Origin of the sequence: Rhizobium sp. CB3060 (assembly GCF_025200735.1) — a bacterium.
In the GTDB taxonomy this organism is placed as follows: domain Bacteria; phylum Pseudomonadota; class Alphaproteobacteria; order Rhizobiales; family Rhizobiaceae; genus Rhizobium.
Genome location: NZ_CP104158.1, coordinates 1,004,124 through 1,029,277 on the forward strand (window position 1 = coordinate 1,004,124; position 25,154 = coordinate 1,029,277).

General features: G+C 59.7%; 20 protein-coding genes. 8 read left to right on the forward strand and 12 right to left on the reverse strand.

Annotated features, from left to right (window positions below):
• Positions 1 to 555 precede the first annotated feature (555 nt).
• The 3 genes from proS to N2601_RS04935 are packed head-to-tail and all read left to right on the forward strand — an operon-like array spanning position 556 to position 3,910.
• Entirely contained in the window at positions 556 to 1,878 is a 1,323-nt protein-coding gene (proS, locus tag N2601_RS04925) for a proline--tRNA ligase (RefSeq protein ID WP_104822698.1), read from the forward strand.
• 22 nt (positions 1,879 to 1,900) lie between these two features.
• Entirely contained in the window at positions 1,901 to 3,211 is a 1,311-nt protein-coding gene (locus N2601_RS04930) for a lipoprotein-releasing ABC transporter permease subunit (RefSeq protein WP_104822699.1), read from the forward strand.
• A gap of 15 nt (positions 3,212 to 3,226) precedes the next feature.
• Complete coding sequence (locus tag N2601_RS04935; protein ID WP_104825055.1) at positions 3,227 to 3,910, forward strand: ABC transporter ATP-binding protein; 684 nt, start codon at positions 3,227 to 3,229, stop codon at positions 3,908 to 3,910.
• 9 nt (positions 3,911 to 3,919) lie between these two features.
• Here the strand turns inward: N2601_RS04935 and N2601_RS04940 are convergent, their stop codons facing one another.
• Positions 3,920 to 4,387: a DUF5680 domain-containing protein gene (locus N2601_RS04940; protein WP_104822700.1), complete on the reverse strand. Its 468-nt coding sequence runs from the start codon at positions 4,385 to 4,387 to the stop codon at positions 3,920 to 3,922.
• Between the two features lie 84 nt (positions 4,388 to 4,471).
• Entirely contained in the window at positions 4,472 to 5,059 is a 588-nt protein-coding gene (locus tag N2601_RS04945; protein WP_104822701.1) for a hypothetical protein, read from the reverse strand.
• 356 nt (positions 5,060 to 5,415) lie between these two features.
• Here N2601_RS04945 and dnaE point away from each other — a divergent pair, with 356 nt between their 5' ends.
• Positions 5,416 to 8,913: a DNA polymerase III subunit alpha gene (dnaE, locus tag N2601_RS04950; RefSeq protein WP_199773567.1), complete on the forward strand. Its 3,498-nt coding sequence runs from the start codon at positions 5,416 to 5,418 to the stop codon at positions 8,911 to 8,913.
• 97 nt (positions 8,914 to 9,010) lie between these two features.
• Here dnaE and N2601_RS04955 read toward each other — a convergent pair whose 3' ends face one another.
• The gene (locus tag N2601_RS04955) at positions 9,011 to 10,276 is read right to left on the reverse strand and encodes a L,D-transpeptidase family protein (RefSeq protein WP_104822702.1); all 1,266 of its coding nucleotides are present in this window, start codon (positions 10,274 to 10,276) and stop codon (positions 9,011 to 9,013) included.
• A gap of 192 nt (positions 10,277 to 10,468) precedes the next feature.
• Between N2601_RS04955 and N2601_RS04960 the strand changes: the two genes are divergently transcribed.
• Positions 10,469 to 12,229 carry a GNAT family N-acetyltransferase gene (locus N2601_RS04960; RefSeq protein ID WP_104825058.1) on the forward strand — a complete coding sequence of 587 codons (1,761 nt, stop codon included), beginning with the start codon at positions 10,469 to 10,471 and terminating at the stop codon, positions 12,227 to 12,229.
• On the opposite strand, the gene N2601_RS04965 is transcribed toward N2601_RS04960, so the two are convergent.
• Positions 12,199 to 13,488 (reverse strand): DNA polymerase IV, encoded by a 1,290-nt coding sequence (locus N2601_RS04965; protein ID WP_260303815.1) that lies wholly within the window; start codon positions 13,486 to 13,488, stop codon positions 12,199 to 12,201. The genes N2601_RS04960 and N2601_RS04965 overlap by 31 nt on opposite strands.
• 79 nt (positions 13,489 to 13,567) lie before the next feature.
• Here N2601_RS04965 and N2601_RS04970 point away from each other — a divergent pair, with 79 nt between their 5' ends.
• Positions 13,568 to 14,149, forward strand: a complete 582-nt coding sequence (locus N2601_RS04970; RefSeq protein ID WP_104822703.1) for a GNAT family N-acetyltransferase — start codon at positions 13,568 to 13,570, stop codon at positions 14,147 to 14,149.
• A 17-nt stretch (positions 14,150 to 14,166) separates the two neighbouring features.
• Here N2601_RS04970 and N2601_RS04975 read toward each other — a convergent pair whose 3' ends face one another.
• Entirely contained in the window at positions 14,167 to 14,814 is a 648-nt protein-coding gene (locus N2601_RS04975; protein WP_104822704.1) for a hypothetical protein, read from the reverse strand.
• Between the two features lie 2 nt (positions 14,815 to 14,816).
• Complete coding sequence (locus N2601_RS04980) at positions 14,817 to 15,125, reverse strand: DUF3572 domain-containing protein (RefSeq protein WP_104822705.1); 309 nt, start codon at positions 15,123 to 15,125, stop codon at positions 14,817 to 14,819.
• Between the two features lie 131 nt (positions 15,126 to 15,256).
• On the opposite strand from N2601_RS04980, the gene N2601_RS04985 reads away from it, so the two are divergent.
• Together N2601_RS04985 and N2601_RS04990 are read left to right on the forward strand one after the other, a co-directional pair.
• Entirely contained in the window at positions 15,257 to 15,628 is a 372-nt protein-coding gene (locus N2601_RS04985; protein WP_007531841.1) for a response regulator, read from the forward strand.
• Positions 15,629 to 15,643: 15 nt separating this feature from the next.
• Positions 15,644 to 17,017 carry a PleD family two-component system response regulator gene (locus tag N2601_RS04990; RefSeq protein WP_104822706.1) on the forward strand — a complete coding sequence of 458 codons (1,374 nt, stop codon included), beginning with the start codon at positions 15,644 to 15,646 and terminating at the stop codon, positions 17,015 to 17,017.
• 813 nt (positions 17,018 to 17,830) lie between these two features.
• On the opposite strand, the gene rpmG is transcribed toward N2601_RS04990, so the two are convergent.
• The 6 genes from rpmG to topA all read right to left on the reverse strand — a co-directional run bounded on the left by rpmG (position 17,831) and on the right by topA (position 25,134).
• A complete protein-coding gene (gene rpmG / locus N2601_RS04995; RefSeq protein ID WP_003587245.1) occupies positions 17,831 to 17,998 on the reverse strand; it encodes a 50S ribosomal protein L33 in 168 nt (55 codons plus the stop codon).
• Positions 17,999 to 18,094: 96 nt separating this feature from the next.
• The gene (locus tag N2601_RS05000) at positions 18,095 to 19,279 is read right to left on the reverse strand and encodes an MFS transporter (protein WP_104822708.1); all 1,185 of its coding nucleotides are present in this window, start codon (positions 19,277 to 19,279) and stop codon (positions 18,095 to 18,097) included.
• Between the two features lie 10 nt (positions 19,280 to 19,289).
• Positions 19,290 to 19,589 (reverse strand): hypothetical protein, encoded by a 300-nt coding sequence (locus N2601_RS05005; RefSeq protein WP_104822709.1) that lies wholly within the window; start codon positions 19,587 to 19,589, stop codon positions 19,290 to 19,292.
• Entirely contained in the window at positions 19,586 to 20,041 is a 456-nt protein-coding gene (locus N2601_RS05010) for a DUF983 domain-containing protein (protein WP_104822710.1), read from the reverse strand. The genes N2601_RS05005 and N2601_RS05010 overlap by 4 nt, the downstream gene beginning before the upstream one ends.
• Before the next feature lie 30 nt (positions 20,042 to 20,071).
• The gene (rnr, locus tag N2601_RS05015; protein WP_104822711.1) at positions 20,072 to 22,450 is read right to left on the reverse strand and encodes a ribonuclease R; all 2,379 of its coding nucleotides are present in this window, start codon (positions 22,448 to 22,450) and stop codon (positions 20,072 to 20,074) included.
• A complete protein-coding gene (topA, locus tag N2601_RS05020; protein ID WP_104822712.1) occupies positions 22,447 to 25,134 on the reverse strand; it encodes a type I DNA topoisomerase in 2,688 nt (895 codons plus the stop codon). The genes rnr and topA overlap by 4 nt, the downstream gene beginning before the upstream one ends.
• Positions 25,135 to 25,154 lie beyond the last annotated feature (20 nt).

Below are 25,154 nucleotides of genomic sequence, written 5' to 3' on the forward strand. Positions count from 1 at the left end.
GTTTGAGGCAAAGAGGCTGCGCAACGGCGATGATGCCGTCGCGTTGACTTGACTGCGGTTGGGAACGGTTCCAAAGCCTGCCGGCTCGAAAAGGTCGTGATCAGGGCCGCAGAAAAGCAAAAAAAAACAAGGCTGTAAGCCTTGTTTTTAAGTATCGCGTGATCCTTATCCGTTGCCGGGGCTGCGAGCGAGCGCGCCTAAGATCTGATCCTCCCAAGACTTGACCGCGAAACGACAAGAATTTAGCCTTCTTGCCTTTTTTGTGAGCTAAAATTAGCTCAAAGATTGGCCGTTGTCATCTGTTTTTTTGCATTTTTGCTACAGTCGCGCAGAATTTTTCTGTTGACACATTTCTCTCCCAAATCCTTATAAACGTGCATTTTTTCGAATTTCCAAAAATATATGACGTTGCCCAACATTTGCGGGTGTTCGTCCGCTTTACTCGCGCTAAATGCGGGTTTCTTTCCTGCGCCGAAGCAGTTATGAACTCCTCCAGCAGTTAAATTTCTAACGATTCCGCCAAATGCGGAACGTCAAACCATCTGGAATCAGCCCATGCGCCTGTCTCGTTACTTCATGCCCATTCTGAAGGAAAATCCCAAAGAGGCTGAAATTGTTTCCCATCGGCTGATGCTGCGCGCCGGCATGATCCGCCAGCAGTCGCAAGGCATTTACTCCTGGCTGCCGCTGGGCAAGCGCGTCCTCGACAAGGTCAACAATATCATCCGCGAGGAACAGAACCGTGCCGGCGCCATCGAGCTGCTGATGCCGACGCTGCAGTCGGCCGAGCTCTGGCAGGAAAGCGGCCGTTATGACGCCTATGGCAAGGAGATGCTGCGCATCCAGGATCGTCAGGAGCGCCCCATGCTCTACGGCCCGACCAATGAGGAGGTGGTCACCGACATCTTCCGCTCCTACGTCAAGTCCTACAAGGACGTGCCGTTGAACCTCTATCATATCCAACTGAAGTTTCGCGACGAGATCCGTCCACGCTTCGGCACCATGCGCTCGCGCGAATTCATGATGAAGGATGCCTATTCCTTCGATCTGACGCTCGAAGGTGCGGTGCACTCCTATAACAAGATGTTCGCTGCCTATCTGCGCACCTTCAATCGACTGGGTCTCAGGGCAATTCCGATGCGCGCCGACACCGGCCCCATCGGCGGCGACCTCAGCCATGAATTCATCATCCTCGCCGACACCGGCGAATCGGAGGTCTTCTGCCACAAGGATTTCGTCAATTTCGACATCCCCGCAGACGACACGAATTTTGATGACGTCGCTGGCCTGAAAGCCATCTTCGACAAATGGACGTCGGTCTATGCGGCGACCTCCGAGATGCATGACGAGGCGGCCTTCAACGCCATTCCGGAAGGCGAGCGCCTGTCGGCCCGTGGCATCGAGGTCGGCCATATCTTTTATTTCGGCACGAAATATTCCGAACCGATGGGCGCGAAAGTGCAGGGTCCTGACGGCAAGGAGCATGCCGTCCATATGGGTTCTTACGGTATTGGCCCGACACGCCTTGTTCCCGCCATCATCGAAGCATCGCATGATGAGAACGGAATCATCTGGCCGGCGTCGATCGCGCCCTTTGATGCCGTCGTGATCAACATGAAGGCCGGCGATCAGTCCTGCGACGCGGCTTGCGAGACGATCTACGCGGCGCTCTCGAAGGCCGGCAAGGACGTTCTGCTTGACGATACGGACGATCGTGCCGGAACGAAGTTCGCCACTGCCGACCTGATCGGCGTGCCCATGCAGATCATCGTCGGGCCGCGTTCGATCGCGAACGGCGAAGTGGAAGTCAAGGATCGCAAGACCGGCGCCCGCGAAACGATCACCGTCGAAGCGGCGATCAATCGGCTGGCAGGCTGATAAACGATAGGATGAGAAGCGAATGGCGGTAGGCGAGGCAGTGAAGCAGCAGGAGAAGGCCTTCAAAACCGGCCCGTCATCGCGTCCGTTCTCCGGCTTCGAGCGGCTTGTCGCCTGGCGCTATCTGCGCGCCCGGCGCAAGGAGGCGTCGATCTCGGTCATCGCCGGCTTCTCGCTGGTCGGTATCATGCTGGGCGTTGCGGCATTGATCATCGTCATGGCGGTCATGAACGGTTTTCGCGCCGAGCTCTTCAAGCAGATTCTTGGTTTCAACGGCCATGTCGTTGTTCAGCCCGTGGATTCGCCGCTGAATGATTATGCCGCGCTGGCACAGAGGCTCGCTGCCGTCCCCGGTGTCACCATGGCCCTGCCGCTGGTCGAAGGCGAGACGCTTGCCTCCGGTCGCGGCGGTTCGGGAACCGGTGCGCTCGTGCGCGGCATCCGCGCCGAAGACCTCACCAAGCTCAAGACCGTTTCGGACCACATCGTCGATGGCGACATGGTCGGCTTCACCGCCGGCCAGGGCGTCATGGTGGGTTCGCGTCTGGCGCGGCAACTGGGTCTGACGGTCGGCGACCAGATTACGCTGACTGCGCCGGAGGGCGACGTGACGCCTTTCGGGGTCAATCCGCGCGTCAAGGCCTATACGATCTCCGGCATCTTCGAAGTCGGCATGTCGGAATACGATTCCTCCGTCGTCTTCATGCCGCTGGAGGAGGCGCAGCTCTTTTTCAATGCCGAGGGGATCGTCGAGAAGATCGAGCTTTTCGTCAGCAACCCGGATGATGTCGACGCACTGAGGCCGCAGATCGAAGCGGCGGCGGGGCGGCAGGTCTTTCTGACAGACTGGCGGCAGGTGAACGAGACCTTCTTCTCGGCGCTGCAGGTCGAGCGCAACACCATGTTCATGATCCTGACGCTGATTGTCATCGTCGCGGCGCTCAACATCATTTCCGGTCTGATCATGCTGGTGAAGGACAAGGGAAGCGACATCGCCATTTTGCGCACCATGGGCGCGACGTCGGGGGCGATCATGCGCATCTTCTTCATGACGGGCGCGGCGATCGGCGTCGTCGGCACCGTCGCCGGCGTCGCGCTCGGGGTCGTCGTCTGCCTCAACATCGAATCGATCCGTCAGTTCTTCTCCTGGATATCCGGCACGGTGATCTTCAATCCCGAGGTCTATTTCCTCAGCAAGTTGCCGGCGGAAATGAATCTCGGCGAGACCCTCTCCGTGGTCGTGATGGCGCTGACGCTCTCCTTCCTCGCCACGATCTTTCCGGCCTGGCGTGCCTCGCGGCTCGATCCGGTGCAGGCGCTAAGGTACGAATAAGGAATTCCACATTTGATCAAACGCAACGTCGTTCTCCAGCTTACGGGCGTGGAGCGTCATTACGGGCAGGGCGAAACGCGGCTGTCGATCCTGAAGGGCGCCGATTTCGCCTTGACCAGCGGCGAGATCGTTGCCCTGGTCGCGCCGTCGGGAACGGGGAAATCGACGCTTCTGCACGTTGCCGGCCTGCTCGAACATCCAGATGGCGGCGAGGTGACGATTAATGGCCAGGCCTGTGAGGGACTGTCCGATGAAAAGCGCACGGCCGTCCGTCGCAGCGAGATTGGCTTCGTCTATCAGTTCCACCATCTGTTGCCCGAGTTTTCCGCGCTAGAAAACATCATGATGCCGCAGTTGATTTCCGGTCTCTCCCGGAAAGAGGCAAGCGCTCGCGCTGCCCAGCTCCTCGACTATATGCGCATTGGTCATCGCGCCGATCACCGCCCGGCCGAGCTTTCCGGCGGTGAGCAACAGCGCGTCGCGATTGCCCGCGCCGTTGCCAACGCACCGCTGGTGCTTTTGGCCGACGAGCCGACCGGCAACCTCGATCCTGATACGGCGCATTACGTCTTCGACGCGCTGGAGGCGCTGGTGCGTCAGTCCGGGCTTGCCGCGCTGATCGCCACGCACAATCACGAACTGGCGGCTCGCATGGACCGCCGCGTGACTATCCATGACGGTAAGGTCGTCGAATTCTGACGGTGCCCATCAAGGGACGATCAGTCCGCCGCGGTAATCCAGCTCATAGGCCTTACGTCCGTTTACGAGGATGACCTCATGGCCGATAAAATGATCGCAGCCGCCGGTACTGCGATCGACATACTGGCCAAATGAATGGGTGAATTCGAAACCGCCGAGAAAGCGTTTCTCATCGAGGTAGAGCCGCATGAGCGCCGCCTTGATGACCATCCCTGCAGCCCTGCCATCTATCAGATCGGGCTCGACGATTCGTCCAAAATAATTCATCGCCCAGACCGGCTCGTCATCGTACCAGACGACTTCCTGTCCGGCGAAATCCGTGCCGCCGAAATAGCTATCGAGATAGCGGCAGCGGCCGCTGGCATAGCCGATGTCATGCGAGCCGCTCCGGCAGGACGGCAGCCTCTCGCCATCGCCGACATAGGTCTCCGCCTTCGCGGCAACAATAAAATCGTTCAGCGCGGCAAGATCCGGCATGTCCCTCTCCATTCGTGGTGAGGGCACAGAATGCCACGCGCTCGATAGCAAGTAAAGAACATACGGTGAACAAATGAAAAGCCGCTACGTGTTTTCCCCACAAACTTTCCGGCCGATATCGTCTTTCCAGTCCTGGATCTTGATGGTTTTGGCTTGAGTCTGGAGTTCCCTGCCACTCTTCGTCGCCTTGCCCGTCAGGACATTGTAGTCGCAGCTATAGCTTCTATCGGCTTCGAGATTGTCCCGGTAATCAAAGGTGTAGCCGGCGACGACGAAGGCGTTGTTGCGGAAGGCGAGGGTGAGCGTCTGATGCCAGCGGTCGCGCCCGATCGCGTCATTCTGGGACATGACGGCGATCGAACCATTGGGCAGCGCCGTGATCGAAGGCTCCTGACCGAAGATACCGCCCGGCTCGCCTCGGCCCCATACTTTGTCGGGTGCGGCGGCCGCCAGCTTGAGCAACTGATGTTCTTTGTCGCGGAGATAAATATAGATGCCGATCGTGGTCTCGTCGTCTGGCGGGGCCAACGCCAGCAAAGCAAGGTCCGGCTTACCGTCCTTGTTCCAATCGCCGACCGCCGCGTCGATGATGCGGTCGGGCGCAATGGTATCGTCAGCGTGAGCCGCGGATGTAACCGAAAGCAGAATGAGAGCGCAGGCAAGTGGTTTCATCGTGATCCCCCCTCGCGTTTTCATAGCTTAGGGGTTGTGCTTCGGTCCATTGGTACTCTTCAAAATACTGATGATGAAAATTATTGATGCAGCTATTGACTCTCGAACATAAATAGAACAAAAAAGAAACATAACGAGTAAGGAGCGCGTAAATGACCGATATCATTCGAGACGTTGCAGCATTCACCTCCATCGTCATGTTTGTCGCCAGCTTTTCCCTCATCATGATGGCGATGTGAAACTTATCCCCACGGGTGTTGCGATGCGCCCGTGAATCATGAAGTCAACTTATGGACTTTATCGTCCGCTATGCCGAAAATGCAGCCGATTCATTTGGGCATGCGGAAAGGCATATGATGGCGGATATGATGAGCAGCGGCGCAGCGGGTGCGCCGGTCGGAGATACGCCGGAATTCGTGCATCTTCGCGTCCATTCCGCATATTCTCTGCTCGAAGGCGCATTGCCGCTAAAGAAGATCCTCGCCAAGGCGGCGGGCGACAATCAGCCGGCCATCGCCATCACCGATACCAACAACCTTTTCATCGCGCTGGAGTTTTCCCAGAAGGCGATGGATGAGGGCCTGCAGCCGATCATCGGCTGCCAGGTGTCGATCGACATGGAAGATAGTGTCGAGGGCGAAAAGCGCGGCCCGCAACAGGCACTCGCCAAGCTGCCGTCCATCGTGTTGCTCGCCGCCACGGAGCGGGGCTATGAGCGGCTGGTCGATCTCGTGAGCCGCGCCTATCTGGGCGGCGAAGGCAATCAGGCTGTCCATATCACCGCCTCCTGGTTGAAGGAAATCGGCACGGACGGCATGATTGCGCTGACCGGTTCGCTTGGCGGTCCGGTCGATATGGCGTTGAAGGAAGGCCACGCGCCGCAGGCGCTGTCGCGTCTGCTGACGCTCAAGGACCTGTTCGGTGATCGGCTTTATGTCGAATTGCAACGTCACGGCACCTATGATCGTCGCCACGAACAGAAGATGATCGCGCTCGCCTATGAGCATGAATTGCCGCTGGTCGCGACCAACGAGGCCTTCTTCCCGACGCGTGAGGACTATGAGGCCCACGACGCCCTCATGGCGGTCGCCCACAATGCCATTGTTTCGGACGACACTCGTTTTCGCCTGACACCGGATCACTATTTGAAGAGCCGCGCCGATATGGCGAAGCTGTTCGCCAATCTGCCGGAAGCCTTGGAGAACACCGTCGAGATCGCCCGGCGCTGTTCCTTCGTCTTGAAGACACGCAAACCGATCCTGCCGCGCTTTACCGGCGCCACCGACGATCCGGAGGAAGCCGAACGCGCCGAGGCGGCGGAACTGCGCGCCCAGGCGGTCGAAGGTCTCGATCGGCGTCTCTCCTCGCTCGGCATGGCGGCCGGCTATGCGGAGAAGGACTATCGCGAGCGGCTGGAGTTCGAGCTCAGCGTCATCGAGCGCATGAAATTCCCCGGCTACTTTCTGATCGTCGCGGACTTCATCAAATGGGCCAAACAGCATGATATTCCGGTCGGCCCGGGCCGCGGTTCTGGCGCGGGCTCATTGGTTGCCTATGCGCTGACGATTACCGACGTCGATCCGCTGCGTTTCTCGCTGCTGTTCGAGCGCTTCCTCAATCCGTCGCGCGTGTCGATGCCGGACTTCGACATCGACTTCTGCCAGGATCGTCGCGAAGAGGTGATCCGCTATGTCCAGGCCAAATATGGTCGCGAGCAGGTGGCGCAGATCATCACTTTCGGTTCCCTTCAGGCGCGCGCCGCCCTTCGCGACGTTGGGCGCGTGCTGGAAATGCCCTACGGCCAGGTCGACAAGATCTGCAAGCTGGTGCCGAACAACCCCGCCAATCCGACCCCGCTCAGCAAGGCGATCGAGGAGGAACCACGTCTGCAGGAGGAGGCCGACAAGGAACCGGTCGTTGCCCGTCTGCTCGATATCGCCCAGAAGATCGAGGGCCTTTATCGCCATGCCTCGACACACGCCGCCGGCATCGTCATCGGCGATCGGCCGCTGTCGAAGCTGGTGCCGATGTATCGAGACCCGCGCTCCGACATGCCGGTCACCCAGTTCAACATGAAATGGGTGGAACAGGCCGGCCTGGTCAAGTTCGACTTCCTCGGCCTGAAGACGCTGACGGTTCTAAAGACAGCCGTCGATTTCGTCGCCAAGCGCGGCATTACGCTTGATCTCGCCAGCATTCCGCTCGACGACAAGAAGACTTACGACATGCTCTCGCGCGGTGAGACGGTCGGCGTGTTCCAGGTAGAAAGTGCGGGCATGCGCAAGGCGCTGATCGGCATGCGCCCGGACTGCATCGAGGACATCATCGCGCTGGTCGCCCTCTATCGTCCGGGCCCGATGGAAAACATACCGGTCTACAATGCCCGCAAACACGGCGAGGAAGAGATCGAATCGATCCATCCGACGATCGATTATCTGCTGAAGGAGACGCAGGGCGTTATCGTCTATCAGGAGCAGGTGATGCAGATCGCCCAGGTCCTGTCTGGTTACTCGCTCGGCGAGGCCGATCTTCTGCGCCGCGCCATGGGCAAGAAGATCAAGGCCGAGATGGATCAGCAGCGCGAACGCTTCGTCGACGGCGCTGTCAAGAATGGCGTATCGAAGGGACAGGCGGACGTCATTTTCGACCTGCTCGCCAAGTTCGCGAACTACGGCTTCAACAAGTCGCACGCCGCCGCCTACGCCATCGTCTCCTACCAGACCGCCTATATGAAGGCGCATTATCCGGTGGAGTTCCTCGCGGCCTCGATGACGCTCGATATGGCGAACACCGAAAAGGTCAACGACTTCCGCCAGGACGCCAAGCGCCTCGGCATTGAAGTCATCGCGCCATCGATCCAGACCTCGTTCCGCCATTTCGAAACGGGCGACAACCGGATCTACTATGCGCTGGCCGCCATCAAGGGCGTTGGCGAATCCGCCGTCGACCATATTGTCGAGGTGCGCGGCGACCAGCCTTTTGCCGGCATCGAGGATTTCTGCCTGCGCATCGATCCGAAGCAGATCAATCGCCGGGTGCTGGAAAGCCTGATCTCCGCGGGCGCCTTCGATTGCTTCGATATCGACCGCGCGCAACTGATCGGTGGACTGGACCGGGTCATGGGCTATGCGCAGGTCGCGCAGGAAAACAAGCGAAGTGGTCAGTCCGATATGTTCGGAAGCGCTGCCTCGGGACCTGAGAAGATCTCATTCCCGCCTTTCACCCCCTGGCTCGCCTCAGAGCGGCTGCTACGCGAATTCCAGGTGCTCGGCTTCTACCTCACGGCCCATCCGCTCGACACTTACAAGAACGTCCTGAACAAGATGCGCGTGCAGACCTTTGCCGATTTTTCGGCGGCGGTGAAGCAGGGGGCCAGCAACGGTCGCTTGGCTGGCACCGTGATTTCCAAGCAGGAGCGCAAGACGCGCACCGGCAACAAGATGGGCATCTTCGTCTTCTCCGATGCCTCCGGCCAGTTCGAAGCTGTGCTGTTTTCGGAAGTGCTCAATCAGTATCGCGACGTGCTGGAAGTCGGCAAATCCTTCGTCATCACTGCGCAGGCGGACGAACGGCCGGAAGGCATCAGTCTGCGCCTACAGACGGCGCAGTCGCTGGAGGAAAAGTCGCTGCAGATGCAGAAGGCGCTGCGTGTCTATGTCCGCGATTCCGGTCCTTTGAAAGCGGTTGCCGCGCATCTCAACGCCAAGGGCGACGGCCTGGTCTCCTTCATCGTCATCAAGGAGGAGGGCAAGCGCGAGGTGGAGGTGGCGCTGCCGGAGAAATACCGCATCACGCCGGAGATTGCAGCCGCGCTACGCACCGCGCCCGGCGTGATCGACGTCGAGCTGGTCTAAAGCAATTCCAGGAAAAGTGCGCAGCGGTTTTCCGTCCGGAATTGCGAGAGAACAATAGGACAGAGCGGTTCTGAGATTCCGTGAAACGCTAGCCGCTCTAGCCGTTTTTCCCAAGGGCGCCGCGATTGGTGATGGTGATGAAATCGGTCCCGTCGCCGGTTTCCGGGCCGATGCCGGTGTCGGAAATCGTCAGCGACGAACCTGCCGTCAGCAGATCCTCGATCTTGCGCCTGACGTCATCGGGTATGGTGATGCGGTCGAGCGCGCGGTCGGCGGCGTCGAGCGATTCCGCCTGCGCCTCGCTGGTGATACCGAAGCGTTTCTTCGCCTCCTTGGAAAGATCGTCTTCCAGCGTCACGCCGAACCAGTCCGCCTTGCCGTTCACCTTGTCGATCGTATGGGCGGTGAAGAAATGCGTGCCAAGGGCTTCCTGTGGCTCGGCGATGATGGCGGGAGCTTCGAACAGCGGTTTGAAATTCTGCCGAACCATGATTTCGCCGTTCGGCGGTGCGCCCTTGCCGGCGACCTCATAGACCGCCTTCATCAGCGCCGGGCTCACCAGTCCGCCCGATGTCGTGATGTTGTGGGCTTTCTTGAAATCCGCGATCGCCTGCACCGTCGCCGGTCCAAGCATGCCGTCCGGCGTGCCGGTAACAAAGCCCATATCGTTCAAGATGCCCTGCAGATCGCGGACATTTTCCCGCAGACCTCGGCGTGTGATGAGAATGCCAAGCGGCGCCTGGTCGGCGGTGGGCACTGCCCGTACGGCCTCCGGTATGGGCAGAGCGGCGACATCGTTCGTGGCGACTTGCACCGGCTCCGCCTGCGGCAGAAAACCGGTCGTCGTCGGGCGCAGTTCGAGATCGGAGAACAGAGCGGCGGCGGGTGCGACTTCGGGTTGAAACAACATGGCATGTTGGAAAGGCTGCGGCACCAGCGGCTGGTCGGCGATAACGACATGCACGCCGCGTTCGGTCATCTGGTAGAGCATCTTGGCGAAGGCCTTGGGCATGCGCACGCAGCCGTGCGAGGCGGGATAGTTCGGCACCGAATTGGATTCGTGCAGCGCGATACCAGACCAGGTCAGCCGCTGCATGAAGGGCATCGGCGACGCCGAATAGAGATTGGACTCGTGATAGACCTCCTTCTCCAGAATGGAGAAGATGCCGCTCGGTGTCGTATGGCCGCGCTTGCCGGTCGAAACCTTCGATGTCGCCACCACCTGGTCGCCGTCATAGACGGCAAGCGATTGCCGGTCCTTCGATACGACGATCTGCAATGTGCGGGCATCCTCCGCGAAGGCAGGATGAACAAGGGCTGTGGCCGACAGTAGGCCAAGCCCGAAAAAGAAACGCGACTTCATATACACATACCAAAACGCAATACTCGTATGGCCACAGGTTAGACTTCGAAGTTTAAGGAAGACTTGAAGCGGAGCCGCCCACCGGAATTGCTTTTTTCCCGCTTCAAAGGCTTGTCCGATAGGCGCAATTGCGACCGGAAGTATTTTATGTAAATCTTAAATTGTAGGATGCGGAGCCGGGCGGGCGTCGACATGCATGTGGACGTGATCGAAAAGCTGGAAGATCTGCAGGGGCTGAAAGACGACTGGGATCGGATCTATGAGATCGACCCGGAGGCGCATTGTTTTTTATCCTGGACCTGGATGTCGAGCTGGTTCGCCTCTCGTGCGCTCCCTTGGCTCGTGCTGGCGGCAAAGCAAGATGAGGGCGGCGCCTATGTGGCTTTCTTCCCGATCCAGCTCGGTACCGGGCTCGACCGGAGCAACGGTTTCTACAATACCGTCGTCATGGGCGGCTCCTATTTTGCCTCCTATACGGGTATTCTCTGCGATCCGGCCTATGCCAATGCCGCTGTCTCAGCCTTTGGCGATCGGATTCGCGCCTTTCATTGGCGCAGCTTGCATCTCGACGACATCGATCGATCGTCTGCGCGCATCGGGGCCTTCCTCGAGCGTTTCCCGCCGGCGGATTTTGTCGGCGACAGGGTCAAGCGCCCGGCACAGATTTCGGATGCGGCCGAAAGGATTGATCCGGAGATCTACGTCCATGTGACGCTGCCTGCGGATTTCGATTCGTTCCTTCGTGAGAAACTGCATTGGCGTGCGCGCCGCAATATCCGCCATTGCCTGCACAAGCTGGAGGGGTCGGCGGCACTGCGGATAACGCATGGCGACGCCGCAACCATCGAAGAGGATCTGGCGACGCTGCTGCGTCTTTGGGAGAAACAATGGGGATGGCGCAATCCCGGCTATATGCGTTACGTTCTCGATAATTCGCGATCGGTTCTGCCGGATTGCTTTCGCAGCGGCGATCTCTTTCTACCGGTTCTCTGGCAAGACGGCGTAGCGATCGCCGCATCCGCCGTCCTTCTCGATCGTCCCAGGAAGAGCCTGATCTGTTTCCTTAGCGCACGTGATGTCTCGATCCGAGATCTGTCCCCAGGCTTGACCCTGCATGCCTATACGATCCGCTGGGCGATAGAGAACGGCTTTCGAATCTATGATCTCGGTGCCGGCAATTATGAGCACAAGTATATTTTCGGCTCCGTCAGCCGGCGCATCGAGCGCTTCCGGATCGACACAAGGACGGGCCGGAACCTCGGTGACCGGCTGGACCCGCATTGCCTCCGTTTCGTGCTTGCCCGTATCAGGAAGCGGTATGCCGCGGGTGATCTGGTTGATGCCGAAATCGGCTGCCGACAGGTTCTTGCTATCGAACCCGCAAATGGTGAGGTGCTGGCACTCTATCGCGAAGTCGTGGCGTCACGCATCCTCTGGCAGGCGATCTCGCCCGATGAAGCTCCAAATATCGGCTCGGACGAGCAAGAAGTCGTCGGCCGCGCCGAGGCGGAAAAGCAATGTCGCGCAACCATTGCCGAAACCCCGGGAGATTTCGATGCCGTGCACCGGCTGAGCATATTGCTACTACTGCGGGGCGAGGCCAGGGAGGCGGAGGCGGAGATTGAACGGGCGTTGGAGCTGCGTCCCGACTCCGCTGCCGCCCATTGCACCTATGGCAATATCCTCGCCGCGACCAGGGATTTCGAAGGCGCTGTCGTCCGCTATGACCGCGCGATCGCCCTGGAGCCAGGCCATGCGATTGCCTATAACAACAAGGGCAACGCGTTGCGCCGCCTGGGTCGTGCCGACGAGGCGCTGGCGAGCTATGAAAAGGCGATTGCGATCAGGCCGAGTTACGAGCAGGCGATTGCCAATCGCGCAGCCCTTTTCGACGAAGAGACGGACATGCTGCCGGCCGTGATTCAACTCTCGCGCTTGCCGCCGAATGTGTAGCCGGTTTCGACCGTCTTGTTGCCGAATTTTTCCCTAAGCTTGTCCATCGCCGCCTCCGCCGCGGCGCGGCGGGTTGCCTGTTCGTCGATCAGATCGGGCGGGTCGGCGCGGGCGGCGTCGCAGAGATCGGTGACGCCGATGCCGATCAAGCGGAACTTGGTCCCATCGGTCTCATGCTCGAGCAATCGCAGGCCGGTACGGAAAATGCGATCGGCAAGCTGGGTGGGGTCTTCCAGACGGCGGTTGCGGGTGCGGCTTTTGAAATCGGCCGTTTTCAGCTTCAACACGACAGTCTGCCCGGCAATGCCGCTGCGTTTCAGGCGGCGCGATACCTTCTCTGCGAGATCGCGCAGGATCGGCACCAGATCGTCATGCCGAGAAATAGCGTCGAAGAAGGTCGTCTCCGATGACACGCTTTTTGCCGCTTCGTTCGGATGGACCGTGCGATCGTCGATGCCGCGCGACAGGCGGAAGAGCCGCTGGCCGATGACGCCATAGCGGCGCATCAGATCGCCTTCCTCCATGGTCTGTAGCTGGCCGATGGTGCGGATGCCGTCGCTTTCCAAAGTCGCCGCAAAGGCCTTGCCGACGCCCCAGATGGTGGTCACGGGGCGCGGCTCCAGAAACGATAGCGCCTCTTGCCGCCCGATGACCGAAAAGCCGCGTGGTTTCTGCAGGTCGGAAGCGACCTTGGCGAGGAACTTGCAATAGGAAAGGCCGACCGAAATGGTGATGCCGATCTCGCTTTCGATGCGCTTGGCGAATTTCGCCAGGATGCGGGCCGGCGGATCATGGTGCAGGCGTTGCGTGCCCTCAAGCTCCAGAAAGGCCTCGTCGATCGAAAGCGGCTGCACCAGCGGCGTCAACTCCTGCATGAGTCCGCGCACTTCGCGGCCGACCCGGACATATTTCTCCATGTTCGGGCGGATGACGACCGCCTGCGGGCAGGCGTCCAGCGCCTTGAACATCGGCATGGCCGATCGGACGCCGTGAATGCGGGCGATATAGCAGGCCGTGGACACGACGCCGCGCTTGCCGCCGCCGATGATGACCGGCTTATCGGCCAGTTCCGGATTGTCGCGCTTCTCGATCGAGGCATAGAAGGCATCGCAATCAATATGCGCCAGCGTCAGGCCATAGAGTTCGCGATGATAGACAAGCCGTGGGCTGCCGCAGGCCCGACAGCGCGCGCGTTCTGCCGATTGCTCGCTCAGGCAATCGCGGCAAAAACCGGAAACTTTGTCGGGCGCGCTGGTCATGAAAATAGAACAAAAATTGAACATCGCCACCTTATGTTTTAAGCTTGTGAGTCTCAAGACGGAAAAGAGCGGGGAGGAGATGTTGGAGGAATTGAAAGCGGTGCCTTTGACGGCGGATCGCTGGGGCGATTTCGAAACACTCTTCGGGCCAAGCGGCGCCTGTTATGGCTGCTGGTGCACCTATTTGCGCGTTCCGACATCCGAGCGCAAAACGATGGATGGCGGGGCGAAGAAAAAATTCATGCAGGCCCGCGTCTCAGCAGGCCCGCCCCCCGGCCTTCTCGGCTATATCGGTGAGCGCCCGGTTGCCTGGACGCAGGTTGGACCGCGATCGGAACTGCCGCAGTGGAATTCTCCGAAAACCGTCTCACGGCCGCTCGATCCGGAGGATGCCGAAGACAGCTCGGTCTGGGCCGTCAGTTGCTTTTTCATGAATTCGCGCGATCGCGGTAAAGGATACAGCCATCGCATGCTGTCCGAGGCGGTGAACTTCGCCAAGGCCTCTGGTGCACGCATTCTCGAGGGCTGTCCGATCGAACGGACGAAGCAATCGAAATCCGTCGGCCTCTGTGTCGGTTCGCTCCGCATATTCGAGGCGGCCGGCTTTTCCGAAGTCGCCAAACGAAAGGACGGGCGTCCCTTGATGCGCCTTGTTCTCTAATGCCGGCGCGGGCGAACCTAGCGGGCGATATGGGCGCGGATCAATGGCGCTGCCTGAGCCCAATCGTTCGCCTGGGGAATGTCGGCCGCTGCAGCCGGCGCCATGCGATGGACGATCGAGTCCGGCTTCAGGTTGATGAGAAGGCAGCTTGCGAGATGGTCGCGGACCGAATGCAGATTGTGCGCCATATCGTCGACGAAGGCGACGGGCAGGGTGCGCGTGCCGTGCAATGCCTGCACGATCGGTCCCTTCGGCTGCAGCGAGGCGAGCAGCGGATGGGAAAGGCCCAGCCTGTCGAGAAGACGGCGGCGCTGCGCCCAGAACTGCGGCGGCATGGCGGTGAGGAAGACGACATCGGCGTCTTTGGAAAAGCCATCAAGGGTGTCGACGACGCGATCCAAGGGTGTCTGCCATTGTTCCTGCGCCTCGAAAAACGCGTCGATCAGACGACGGACCTCCATTTCTTCCAGCGCCTCACCGCTTGCCTTCGAAATGACGTTGCCGGTCAGCCGGAAGGACCGCGGCAGGAATTCATGGCCTTCTCCATCGAGAAAGAGCAGGAAGGGCGCAAAGAAGTGCAGCACGACATCGTCGACGTCGCAGACGATGAGCGGCCGGTCGCCAAGGCGGACATGCGATGTGTCCAATTCGATCGGGGCATCCATCGTCAATATTCCCCTGAGGAAAGGCCGGGTGGCGAGAAGTGCGCGGATGCGGCGGCAACCGTTTCTGGCGCGATGCTGCTTGCCTGGCAGAATGCAAGCAATGTCGGCTCATGGTTCATCAAAAAATCCAGCATGCCGGCAAGAAAAGCGGGTTCGTTGATGGCGTTGCGCACCTGTGCCGGTTCGACACCGGTCAAGGCCAGGAAGCGGCCGAACATATCCGGCTCATTGGCCAGCCAGCCAAGTACGGCGATCGCGGTTTCCTGCGGATCGGCGGCCGCCTTCTTCGGGTTCTTGGAGTTACTTTGCATTTTGAGCGGTGAGTTACCTATTTTTCAACCAAATGCCGCTAGCGTCGGATTCAAGTATTTCTGGAATCGATTTCTCGCGACGTTATATTTTCATAGAATGGATGCAATACCGGATGCAGGGACAGCTCTCCATGCCTAAGCAGGTGATGATTGTAGAAGACAACGAGCTCAATATGAAGCTCTTTCGCGATCTTATCGAGGCGTCCGGCTATACGACGATCCAGACCCGAAATGGCATGGAAGCGCTTGATCTTGCTCGCAAATATCGCCCGGATCTGATCCTGATGGACATCCAGCTTCCTGAGGTTTCGGGCCTTGAGGTGACGAAGTGGCTGAAAGAGGATGACGATCTGCACGTCATTCCGGTGATCGCGGTGACCGCCTTTGCGATGAAGGGCGACGAGGAGCGAATCCGTCAGGGCGGCTGCGAAGCCTATGTTTCCAAGCCGATCTCCGTGCCGAAATTCATCGAGACCATTAAAACCTATCTGGGCGACGCCTGAGCGCGGGGAAGACTGATGACCGCGCGCATATTGGTGGTTGACGATGTACCCGCTAACGTAAAGCTGCTCGAAGCAAGGCTGCTGGCCGAGTATTTCGACGTGCTGACGGCGGAGGACGGCCTGAAGGCGCTGGCGATCTGCGACAGCACCCAGGTCGATCTCATCCTGCTCGATATCATGATGCCCGGCATGGATGGGTTCGAGGTCTGCGAGCGGCTGAAGTCCGATCCGCGCACCGCGCATATTCCCGTGGTCATGGTCACGGCGCTGGATCAGCCCGCCGACCGCGTGCGCGGCCTTAAGGCCGGCGCCGACGATTTTCTGACCAAGCCGGTAAACGATCTGCAGCTCATTTCGCGGGTCAAAAGCCTGCTGCGCCTGAAGACACTCAGCGACGAGCTGCGCATGCGCAACGAGACGGCGCGCAACTTCGGCATCGACGACCTTCTGCGCATCGGCGAAGGCCGCGCCGACGACAATGGCCATGTGTTGCTGGTCGACGGCCGCGCCAATTCGCAGGAGCGTATCATCCGCGCCCTGAAGCCGATCGCCGAGGTGACCGCAACATCCGATCCGCAGGCGGCCCTATTCGAAGCTGCGGAAAAGCCGTTCGAACTCGTCGTCGTCAATTCGAATTTCGATAATTACGACCCGCTGCGGCTTTGCTCGCAGCTCCGCTCGCTAGAGCGCACGCGCTTCCTGCCGGTGCTGCTGGTGACGGAGCAGGGGGCTGACGAGATGATCGTCCGCGCGCTCGATCTCGGTATCAACGACTATATCGTCCGCCCGCTCGATCCGAACGAGCTGGTAGCGCGCTGCCTGACGCAGATCCGCCGCAAGCGTTACAACGACCGTCTGCGCGCCAGTGTGCAGCATACGATCGAACTCGCCGTCACCGACGCGCTCACCGGGCTCAACAACAGGCGTTATCTCGACAATCACTTGAAGATCCTCTTCAATCGCTCCTTGACGCGTGGACGGCCGCTCTCGGTGCTGATCACCGATATCGATCGCTTCAAGCAGGTGAACGACACCTATGGCCACGACGCCGGTGATGAAGTGCTGAAGGAGTTTGCCGCCCGTATTCGCTCCACCGTACGCGGCGCCGATCTGGCCTGCCGCTATGGCGGAGAGGAATTTGTGGTGGTCATGCCGGATACGTCCCCCGAAGTCGCTGCCGCCGTTGCCGAGCGGCTGCGTGCTGCCGTGGAAACCACGCCGGTTACGCTGCGAGAAACAGGAGCCGTTCTCAATGTCACCGCCTCTTTCGGCATCTCGTCCCGTTTGGAGACGGTCGAAAGCCCCGAGCAGTTGATGAAGCAGGCCGACCGCGCCCTGTATGAGGCCAAGAATGCCGGCCGCAACAGGGTCGTCGCAGCGGCTGCTTGAGCAGGGGTGCCATCGGACTTCCCCTTAATATCCACGGGATTTTGGTAGTTTTGAACAAGGATTAAAAATTTGTAATCTTTGTTCCATAGCAATGATCGTAGATTTCCACAGGAGAATAACCCCTTTATTCTACCTCAGTAAGTTCGCAGAAGATACTTGTTATATTTTGTAGAAGACTGATGTATAGCGTGTATTTGTTGTGATATTTTTGCCATAAATGAAGTTGAAATGGCGAAAAGCTATGAGTATTCCATGCATAACATGTTTGTCACTGTGGTATGCAAATGTGCTCAAATATCTGTAGCCAGAATCTGCTATGCATACGATCATTACCTCTTTAATTTTGAGATCTACTCGCTTTCCGATTGTTATTTTTTCAGGTCAACAAAGCTGAATGACGGCAGGAATTTTAACCATTCGGGCAGACAAGAATTTTTTATCATTAAGAATTTGTTGATTTTCTTTCGATTTCGCGCAAATTTAGTCCCGTACAAGGACAGGCCCGCAAGGGCGTGGGAATACCCCATGATGCTCAGGTCCGCCGCATCTCCTGGGTCGTGGGGTCGGTCGGCTGGCAAGCAATTTTAAGCGGTTCCTCGTGCCGTTTTGCAGGCTAGCCGACCCCCAATTCGAAACGCCGCCTTCCAATGGAAGCGCGGCGTTTTTCTTTGTTAATATCAGAAAGTTGAGTTTTAGGCTTTTCTGTTTTTCCGGTGCCTGCATAAGGTTTTGCACAGAAAAAGAAGGCAGCAAAAATAAAAAAAGGCGCTAACCTTACGGTTGCGCCCTTTTGTAATCAGAAGTTTAGGAAACTTACTTGATCTTCGTTTCCTTGAACTCGACATGCTTCTTAGCAATCGGGTCGTACTTCGTCTTCGTCATCTTGTCCGTCATCGTACGGCTGTTCTTCGTCGTGACGTAGAAGAAACCGGTGTCGGCCGTCGACAGCAGCTTGATCTTGATGGTGGTAGCCTTGGCCATGGTCGTCCTGCCTTTAAGAAAAATGAAAGCCGTGGACGGCCAGTGCGGAGGTCCACGGCAAATTCTGGCGCGAAACTACAAATCGCGCCCGAAAAGTCAACCCCTGCTGCCCATGAAAAGCAGCCGTATCGCCGAAAGCAGGACGTAAAGTCCAAAGAAAAAGGCGATTGCCCAGGCAAAACCGCTGGGATTGGCGATATCCATGGCTGTTCCGATCGTCGGCGGACCGAGGACCATGCCGACTGCGTAACAGAAAACGAATGCCGCATTGGCGGCGACAAGGTCCGCGCCCGTCAGCCGGGTTCCGAGGTGGCTGAGGCCGACCGTATACATGCCGGAAACGCAGCCGCCCCAGAACAGCAGGATAACCGCCAGAAGTATCCAATTCGAAGCCAGCGAGGGCAATAGAAGCGCACCGACCAGTCCGATGGCTGCCATGATCGACAAAAGCGGCCGCTTGTCGCGCAAGCGGTCGGCAAGCAGCCCCAGGGGAATCTGGAAGACGAAGTTGCCGACGCCCATCACGGTCAGCAGCAGTGCGGCTTGTGATTCGTTGAAACCAAGCCGAGTCGCATAGCTGGTGAACAATGATCCGCCGCCGACGGTCACAGCGCCGAACACGAAGACGGCGGCGGTCGCCGTTGGCACCAGGAAAACGTAACGGATAAAATGCAGCTCGGGCTTTTCGTCGACGATGGGGCTCTCGTTGCGGGCGATGAAGATCGGGATTGTCGCCGCCAAAATAATGCAGGCGCCGATGACGAAGGGCATCAGCCCTTCGCTGCCGACCAGCGAGAAAAGCAGGGGGCCGGCTGCAAAGCCGAGCGAGAAAACCGTGGAATAGAGGCCGAGCACGAAGCCGCGCTTGGAGGGCGGGGAGGCGGCGTTGATCCAGAATTCCGACAGGATGAAGAGGGTGGTGGTCGCCCCATGGAAGATCAGGCGCAGCGGGAACCACAGCAGCAGGCTTTCCGCGTAATAGAACCCGAGCGAGCTCAGCGCGGAGAGCACGACAGCCCAGATCATCGTCTGCACCACACCGAATCGGTGGGCGAGCTTCGTGGTGATCAGCGCCGCTATCATCGCGGCGATCCCCATCATTGCCGTGTTGAGCCCGATCAGGCTTGAGGGAATGCCGCGTTTTTCGAGGATGATGCTGAGAAGCGGAAGGCCGAGGCCGATGGCGATGCCGACAGCGGAAACGGACGAAATGGCGGCGACGAGCGAAGGCCAATGAATTTCTTCGACATGGCCGGCCTTGCCGTTCGTCGGTTCAAACATGAATTGATCCTTAGAGCATGTGGCGAACGAATCGTTCGCAACGCGGGAGATAGAAAGGCACGGCACGGCCAAATCCAGGTGACGGGTCGGCTTTCATGGGATCAATCATATCCTCCGCAATGATCCTTTCGACGCCCGGCATGTTCAGACAAGAAATGTCGCCGATGTCAAGCCATTGGAGATCAAGCAATTCCCGCGAATCATGAATATAGGGCGGATCGATACTGGTTCCGTCCGAAGGGAGTAACGGCGCATGCCCGCTCCCGCCGGCCGCCAAGGCTGGTGATATCAGCTCGAGGGTTTGGTTCACGAGTGGCCGTTTCCCCGATCCCATTCTTCGGGACTGTCGTCATGGCCGCCGAAGCCATGCATCCGCAGCGCCCATTGCAGGCCGATGACGCCGCCCTTGATCGGTTGAATTGCCGCCAAGGCGGTGAGCACCGTAATCGGCGCCCAGATGGCGAGATGCGCCCAGATCGGCAGATGAAAGGCCATATCCGTCAGCATGTAGCCGCCGACCACCACATGGCCGAGTACCAGGATGACCAAGTAGGGCGGCAGGTCGTCAGCACGCTGGTGGAACAGCTCCTCCTCGCAGACGGCGCAACGGTCTGCTGGTTTCAGGAACGCCTTGAAGAGCTTTCCCGAGCCGCAATGCGGACAGCGGTTCAGTAAGCCGCGGACAATCGAGCGTCCGAGCGGACGTTCAGCCTCGTCGGGGCCGCCAAAGCGGATGATTGGATCGGACGGGCTGCTCGTCATGAACCTTTCCTTCCTGCCGGCAGCCACCGTTTATCGGCGCCCGCGCGGCGGTCTCGTTCCCGGCGCCTTGCGTGCCGGGGTCTTGTTGCGTCGCGTCGCCTTGTGGAAGGAACGCACCGCCGTTGGCATGGCGCGGCCGTCGCTTAACATTTCGAAGCGCAGGGCACCCGCCAGCGGGATCGCTTCCGCAAGGCGCACTGTGACGCTGTCGCCGAGGCGGAAGCCGAGCCCCGTCTTTTCACCCGTCAGCGCCTGATGCGCCTCGTCATAGATGAAATAGTCGGAGCCGAGCGTAGATATAGGGATGAAGCCGTCAGCGCCATAGTCGGGCAGGGTGACAAAAAGTCCCGACTTGGTGACACCGCCGACCCGGGCCTCGAATTCCTCGCCGATACGCCCGACAAGATGATGCGCAATCAGCCGGTCGACCGTCTCGCGTTCGGCCGCCATGGCACGGCGCTCGAAAGTAGAAATTTCGGCGGCGATATCGTCGAGCGTTGCTTCCTCGTCCGGCGTGATGCCGCCTTCGCCGAAGCCGAGCGAGCCGACGAGGGCGCGATGCACGATCAGATCCGCATAGCGGCGGATCGGCGAGGTGAAATGCGCGTATTTCATCAGGTTCAGGCCGAAATGCCCGATATTGTCGGGGCTGTAGATCGCCTGGCTCTGCGAGCGCAGCACCATCTCGTTGACCATGGTCTGATGCGCCGTACCCTCGGCCTTCGCCAGGATGCCGTTGAAGCTGTTGGCGCGGACATTGCCGCCCTTGACGAGCGAGATGCCGAGCGTTGCGAGGAATTCGCGCAGCACTTCCTGCTTGGCAAGCGTCGGGCCGTCATGGATGCGGTAGATCAGCACCTGCCGCTTCTTTTCCAGCGTTTCGGCAGCGGCGACATTCGCCTGGATCATCATTTCTTCGATGAGTCTGTGGGCATCGAGACGCGGCGGTACGAAGACCCGATCGACCGTCCCATCCGGCTTCAGCAGGATCTTGCGTTCGGGCATGTCGAGTTCGAGCGGCTGACGCCGGTCGCGGCCGCGCCTCATAACCTCATAGGCATGCCAGAGCGGCTTCAGGATCGGCTCCAGCATCGGTCCGGTCTTGTCGTCCGGCTTGCCGTCGATCGCCGCCTGGGCCTGTTGGTAGGAAAGCTTGGCGGCACTCTTCATCATGATGCGATGGAAGGTATGGCCCGCCTTGCGGCCTTCCTTGGAAAAGATCATCCGCACGGCAAGCGCAGGGCGGTCGACGCCTTCCTTGAGGGAGCAGAGATCGTTGGAGATGCGCTCCGGGAGCATCGGCACGACGCGATCCGGAAAGTAGACCGAATTGCCGCGCTTCAGCGCCTCACGATCCAGCGCGGAGCCGGGGCGGACATACCAGGAGACATCCGCGATGGCGACAGTGACGATCACGCCGCCGGGATTGTCGGGCGAGGGGTCCAGCTCGGCATAGACCGCATCGTCGTGGTCCTTGGCATCGGCCGGATCGATGGTGATCAGCGGCAGGCTGCGCCAATCTTCGCGATGCGACATGGTGGCGGCCTTGGCGGCGTCCGCCTCGGCGATGGCAGCCTGCGGGAAGACATGCGGGATGCCATGCGCATGGATGGCGATCATCGAAATCGCCTTTTCCGAAGCGACGGAGCCGACGACCGACAGCACCTTGGCGCGCGGTAGCCCGAAACGGCCGAGGCGGGCAACTTCGACCTCGACCAGGTCGCCTTCCTTGGCGTCGCCGGTATAATCCGGATCGATGACCATTTCCTCGCCGCGCCGCTCGATCGGCAGCAGCCGCCCGCCGCCGCCCGGCGTCTCGCGAAAGACGCCCATGGTTGCGGCCAGACGCTTGTCGATAACCCTGATGATGCGCGCGGTATAAGCCGGGCCGCCGCGATCGACAGCCGGGAATATCTTGGCGAGGATGCGGTCGCCCATGCCGGCAACCGGAGCCTTGCCCTTGCCGTTGCGGCCGGCGGGGGAAGAGGACTGCTTGATCATCACGGCCGGCGCGACGCCGTTTTCCTCCGGCCATTCGGTCGGACGGCCGATCAGCTCGCCATCCTTGTCGCGCGTGGTGATATCGAGGACGGCGATCGGCGGCAAAGCTCCGGGGCGGATGAGCGACTTGCGGCTCTTCTGCACCATGCCGTCTTCTTCAAGCTCGCGCAGGAGGTTCTTGAGCTCGACGCGGCTCTCGCCCTTTAATCCAAAGGCCTTGGCAAGCTCGCGCTTGGAAGCCTGCTGCGGGTGATCGGCGATGAAGCGCAGGAGGACTTCGCGCGGCGGCAAAACGCCGTGCACGATCGCCATCATCGGTTCCGCATCGCCGCTGTTTTTCGCCGCACGACCAGTCTTGCCGGGGCGTCGCTCCGACGATGAATTCCTGCCGCGCGGTTCTCTGCTCACTCTGCGCTCTTCTTCGTCGTCTTGGTTGTTTTCGCCTTGGCCGGAGCCTTTGCAGCCGCCTTTGCCTTCGGTTTGGCGGCAGTCTTCGTCGTCTTGGTGGCGGCAGCCGCGGTCTTGGTCTTGGCCGGCGCTCTGGCCGACTTCCCGCCGCCGGATTTACCGGCTTTCGCCGCGATCAGCTCCAGCGCCTCTTCAACCGTGATTGCCTGCGGATCCTTGCCTTTCGGCAGGGTCGCATTGACCTTGCCCCAGTTCACATAGGGTCCGTATTTGCCGTCGCGAACGGTGATCGAGCCGCCGTCGGGATGTTCGCCGAGGTCCTTCAATGCTGCTGGCGTGCCGCCGCGGCTTCCTCCGCCGCCGGCCTTGCTCTGCTTTTCAGCAAGAACGGTCACGGCGCGGTTGAGGCCGACGGTGAAAACGTCCTCGACGGACTCGAGATTGGCGTAGCTGCCGTCATGCAGCAGAAACGGCCCGTAGCGGCCGATGCCGGACGAGATCATCTTGCCGCTTTCCGGATGCTTGCCGATATCGCGCGGAAGCGAGATCAGCGCCATGGCCTTTTCATAGTCGATATCCTCGGGCTTCCAGCCCCTCGGCAGCGACGCACGCTTGGCTTCCTTGCCGTCGCCGCGCTGGATATAGGGCCCGAAGCGACCGGAGCGCAGCGTCAGCTCTTCGCCGGTGACCGGATCGGTGCCGAGCGCCTTCGGTTCGTTCAACCCGCTGGCTTCAGCCTCCGCGCCGCCTTCCGAGGAGAGTTGGCGCGTGTAGTTGCATTCCGGATAGTTCGAGCAGCCGATGAAGGCGCCGTATTTGCCGAGCTTCAGCGACAGGTTGCCCGTGCCGCAGACCTGGCAGATACGCGGATCGCTGCCATCTTCCCGCTTCGGGAAGACCAGTGGAGCAAGCGCTTCGTTCAGCGCGTCGAGCACATTGGTGACGCGCAGTTCCTTTGTATCCTCGATCTGGGCGAAGAAATCGCGCCAGAAATCGCGCAATACATCCTTCCAGTTCAATTCGCCAGCGGAGATACGATCGAGCTTTTCTTCGAGATCGGCGGTGAAGTCGTATTCGACGTATTTCGTGAAGAAGCTTTCGAGGAAGGCGGTGACGAGCCGGCCCTTGGCCTGCGGTACCAGCTTGCGCTTGTCGATCGTGACATAGTCGCGGTCGCGCAGCGTCGCCAGTGTTGCCGCATAGGTCGATGGGCGCCCAATGCCGAGTTCTTCCATCTTCTTGATCAGCGATGCTTCCGAATAGCGCGGCGGCGGCTCGGTAAAATGCTGCGTCGAATTGATCTTCTGCTTGGCGAGATTTTCGCGCGCATTGATCTCCGGCAGGCGGCCATCCTCGTCGTCGGCATCGTCGCTCTGCTCGCCGTCCTCCTTCTGGTCGGTATAGGCGGCGATGAAGCCGTCGAAGCGGATCACCGAACCGACAGCGCGCAAGCCTGCCTTCTGGCCGGCATTGTCAGCCAGGATTTCCACGGTGGTCCGCTCGATCTCGGCCGAGGCCATCTGGCTGGCGATGCCGCGCTTCCAAATGAGATCATAGAGCCTGATCTGATCGGCATCGAGGAATTTGCGCACGCGATCCGGCGAACGATCGAAATCGGTCGGACGGATCGCCTCGTGCGCTTCCTGGGCATTCTTCGCCTTGGTCGAGTAGAAGCGTGCCTTTTCCGGTAGGTAGCGATTGCCAAACTGATCGGCGATGGAGCGCCGTGCCGCGTCAATCGCTTCCGGCGCCATCTGAACGCCGTCCGTACGCATATAGGTGATGAGACCGACAGTCTCGCCGCCGATATCGACCCCCTCATAGAGCTTCTGCGCGATCTGCATCGTGCGGGATGCCGAGAAACCGAGCTTGGAGGAGGCGGCCTGCTGCAGGGTGGACGTGGTGAATGGCGGGCTCGGATTGCGCTTGACCGGCTTTGCCTCGACCGTGTCGACGACATAGGCGGCGCCTTCCAGCAGCGCCTTCAGGTTGCCGGCCTCTTCGCCATTGCCGATCGAGCGCGGCTGCAGGCGCTTGCCGTTGGCGGCGACGAGCCGCGCTTCGAATTCGTCACCGCGCGGTGTCTTCAAGATCGCCGAGAGATTCCAGTATTCCTCGGAGATAAAACGTTCGATCTCCGACTCGCGGTCGCAGACGAGGCGCAAGGCCACCGACTGCACGCGGCCGGCCGAGCGGGCGCCCGGCAGCTTGCGCCACAGCACCGGCGACAGATTGAAGCCGACGAGATAGTCGAGGGCACGGCGGGCAAGATAGGCGTCGACCAGCGGCACGTCGATATCGCGCGGCTCGGCCATCGCGTCGAGCACGGCCTTCTTAGTGATGGCGTTGAAGACGACGCGCTTTACGGGCTTGCCGTTGATGACGCGCTTCTTGTTTAATAGGTCGAGCACGTGCCAGGAAATCGCTTCGCCTTCGCGATCCGGGTCGGTCGCGAGAATCAAGCCGTCGGAGGATTTCACTGCGTCGGCAATGTCCTTGATGCGCTTTTGCGAAGCGCCATCGACTTCCCAGAGCATCTCGAAGTCTTGCTCGGGAAGGACCGAGCCGTCCTTGGCAGGCAGGTCGCGCACATGGCCGAAGGAAGCAAGAACCTTATATCCGGGTCCCAGATATTTATTGATTGTCTTGGCCTTGGCAGGCGATTCCACCACTACAACGTTCATCATCAATCTCTGAATGCGAG

What these genes read in the sequence shown, in the direction of transcription:
- N2601_RS04990 (WP_104822706.1), top strand. Translation starts at nt 15,644, where the DNA reads ATGACCGCGCGCATATTGGTGGTTGACGATGTACCCGCTAACGTAAAG.
- N2601_RS04940 (WP_104822700.1), bottom strand. Translation starts at nt 4,387, where the DNA reads ATGCCGGATCTTGCCGCGCTGAACGATTTTATTGTTGCCGCGAAGGCG.
- N2601_RS04975 (WP_104822704.1), bottom strand. Translation starts at nt 14,814, where the DNA reads ATGGATGCCCCGATCGAATTGGACACATCGCATGTCCGCCTTGGCGAC.
- N2601_RS04965 (WP_260303815.1), bottom strand. Translation starts at nt 13,488, where the DNA reads ATGACCAGCGCGCCCGACAAAGTTTCCGGTTTTTGCCGCGATTGCCTG.
- dnaE (WP_199773567.1), top strand. Translation starts at nt 5,416, where the DNA reads ATGGCGGATATGATGAGCAGCGGCGCAGCGGGTGCGCCGGTCGGAGAT.
- N2601_RS04955 (WP_104822702.1), bottom strand. Translation starts at nt 10,276, where the DNA reads ATGAAGTCGCGTTTCTTTTTCGGGCTTGGCCTACTGTCGGCCACAGCC.
- rpmG (WP_003587245.1), bottom strand. Translation starts at nt 17,998, where the DNA reads ATGGCCAAGGCTACCACCATCAAGATCAAGCTGCTGTCGACGGCCGAC.
- proS (WP_104822698.1), top strand. Translation starts at nt 556, where the DNA reads ATGCGCCTGTCTCGTTACTTCATGCCCATTCTGAAGGAAAATCCCAAA.
- N2601_RS04980 (WP_104822705.1), bottom strand. Translation starts at nt 15,125, where the DNA reads ATGCAAAGTAACTCCAAGAACCCGAAGAAGGCGGCCGCCGATCCGCAG.
- N2601_RS04970 (WP_104822703.1), top strand. Translation starts at nt 13,568, where the DNA reads ATGTTGGAGGAATTGAAAGCGGTGCCTTTGACGGCGGATCGCTGGGGC.
- N2601_RS04960 (WP_104825058.1), top strand. Translation starts at nt 10,469, where the DNA reads ATGCATGTGGACGTGATCGAAAAGCTGGAAGATCTGCAGGGGCTGAAA.
- topA (WP_104822712.1), bottom strand. Translation starts at nt 25,134, where the DNA reads ATGAACGTTGTAGTGGTGGAATCGCCTGCCAAGGCCAAGACAATCAAT.
- N2601_RS05010 (WP_104822710.1), bottom strand. Translation starts at nt 20,041, where the DNA reads ATGACGAGCAGCCCGTCCGATCCAATCATCCGCTTTGGCGGCCCCGAC.
- N2601_RS04985 (WP_007531841.1), top strand. Translation starts at nt 15,257, where the DNA reads ATGCCTAAGCAGGTGATGATTGTAGAAGACAACGAGCTCAATATGAAG.
- N2601_RS04945 (WP_104822701.1), bottom strand. Translation starts at nt 5,059, where the DNA reads ATGAAACCACTTGCCTGCGCTCTCATTCTGCTTTCGGTTACATCCGCG.
- N2601_RS05000 (WP_104822708.1), bottom strand. Translation starts at nt 19,279, where the DNA reads ATGTTTGAACCGACGAACGGCAAGGCCGGCCATGTCGAAGAAATTCAT.
- N2601_RS04930 (WP_104822699.1), top strand. Translation starts at nt 1,901, where the DNA reads ATGGCGGTAGGCGAGGCAGTGAAGCAGCAGGAGAAGGCCTTCAAAACC.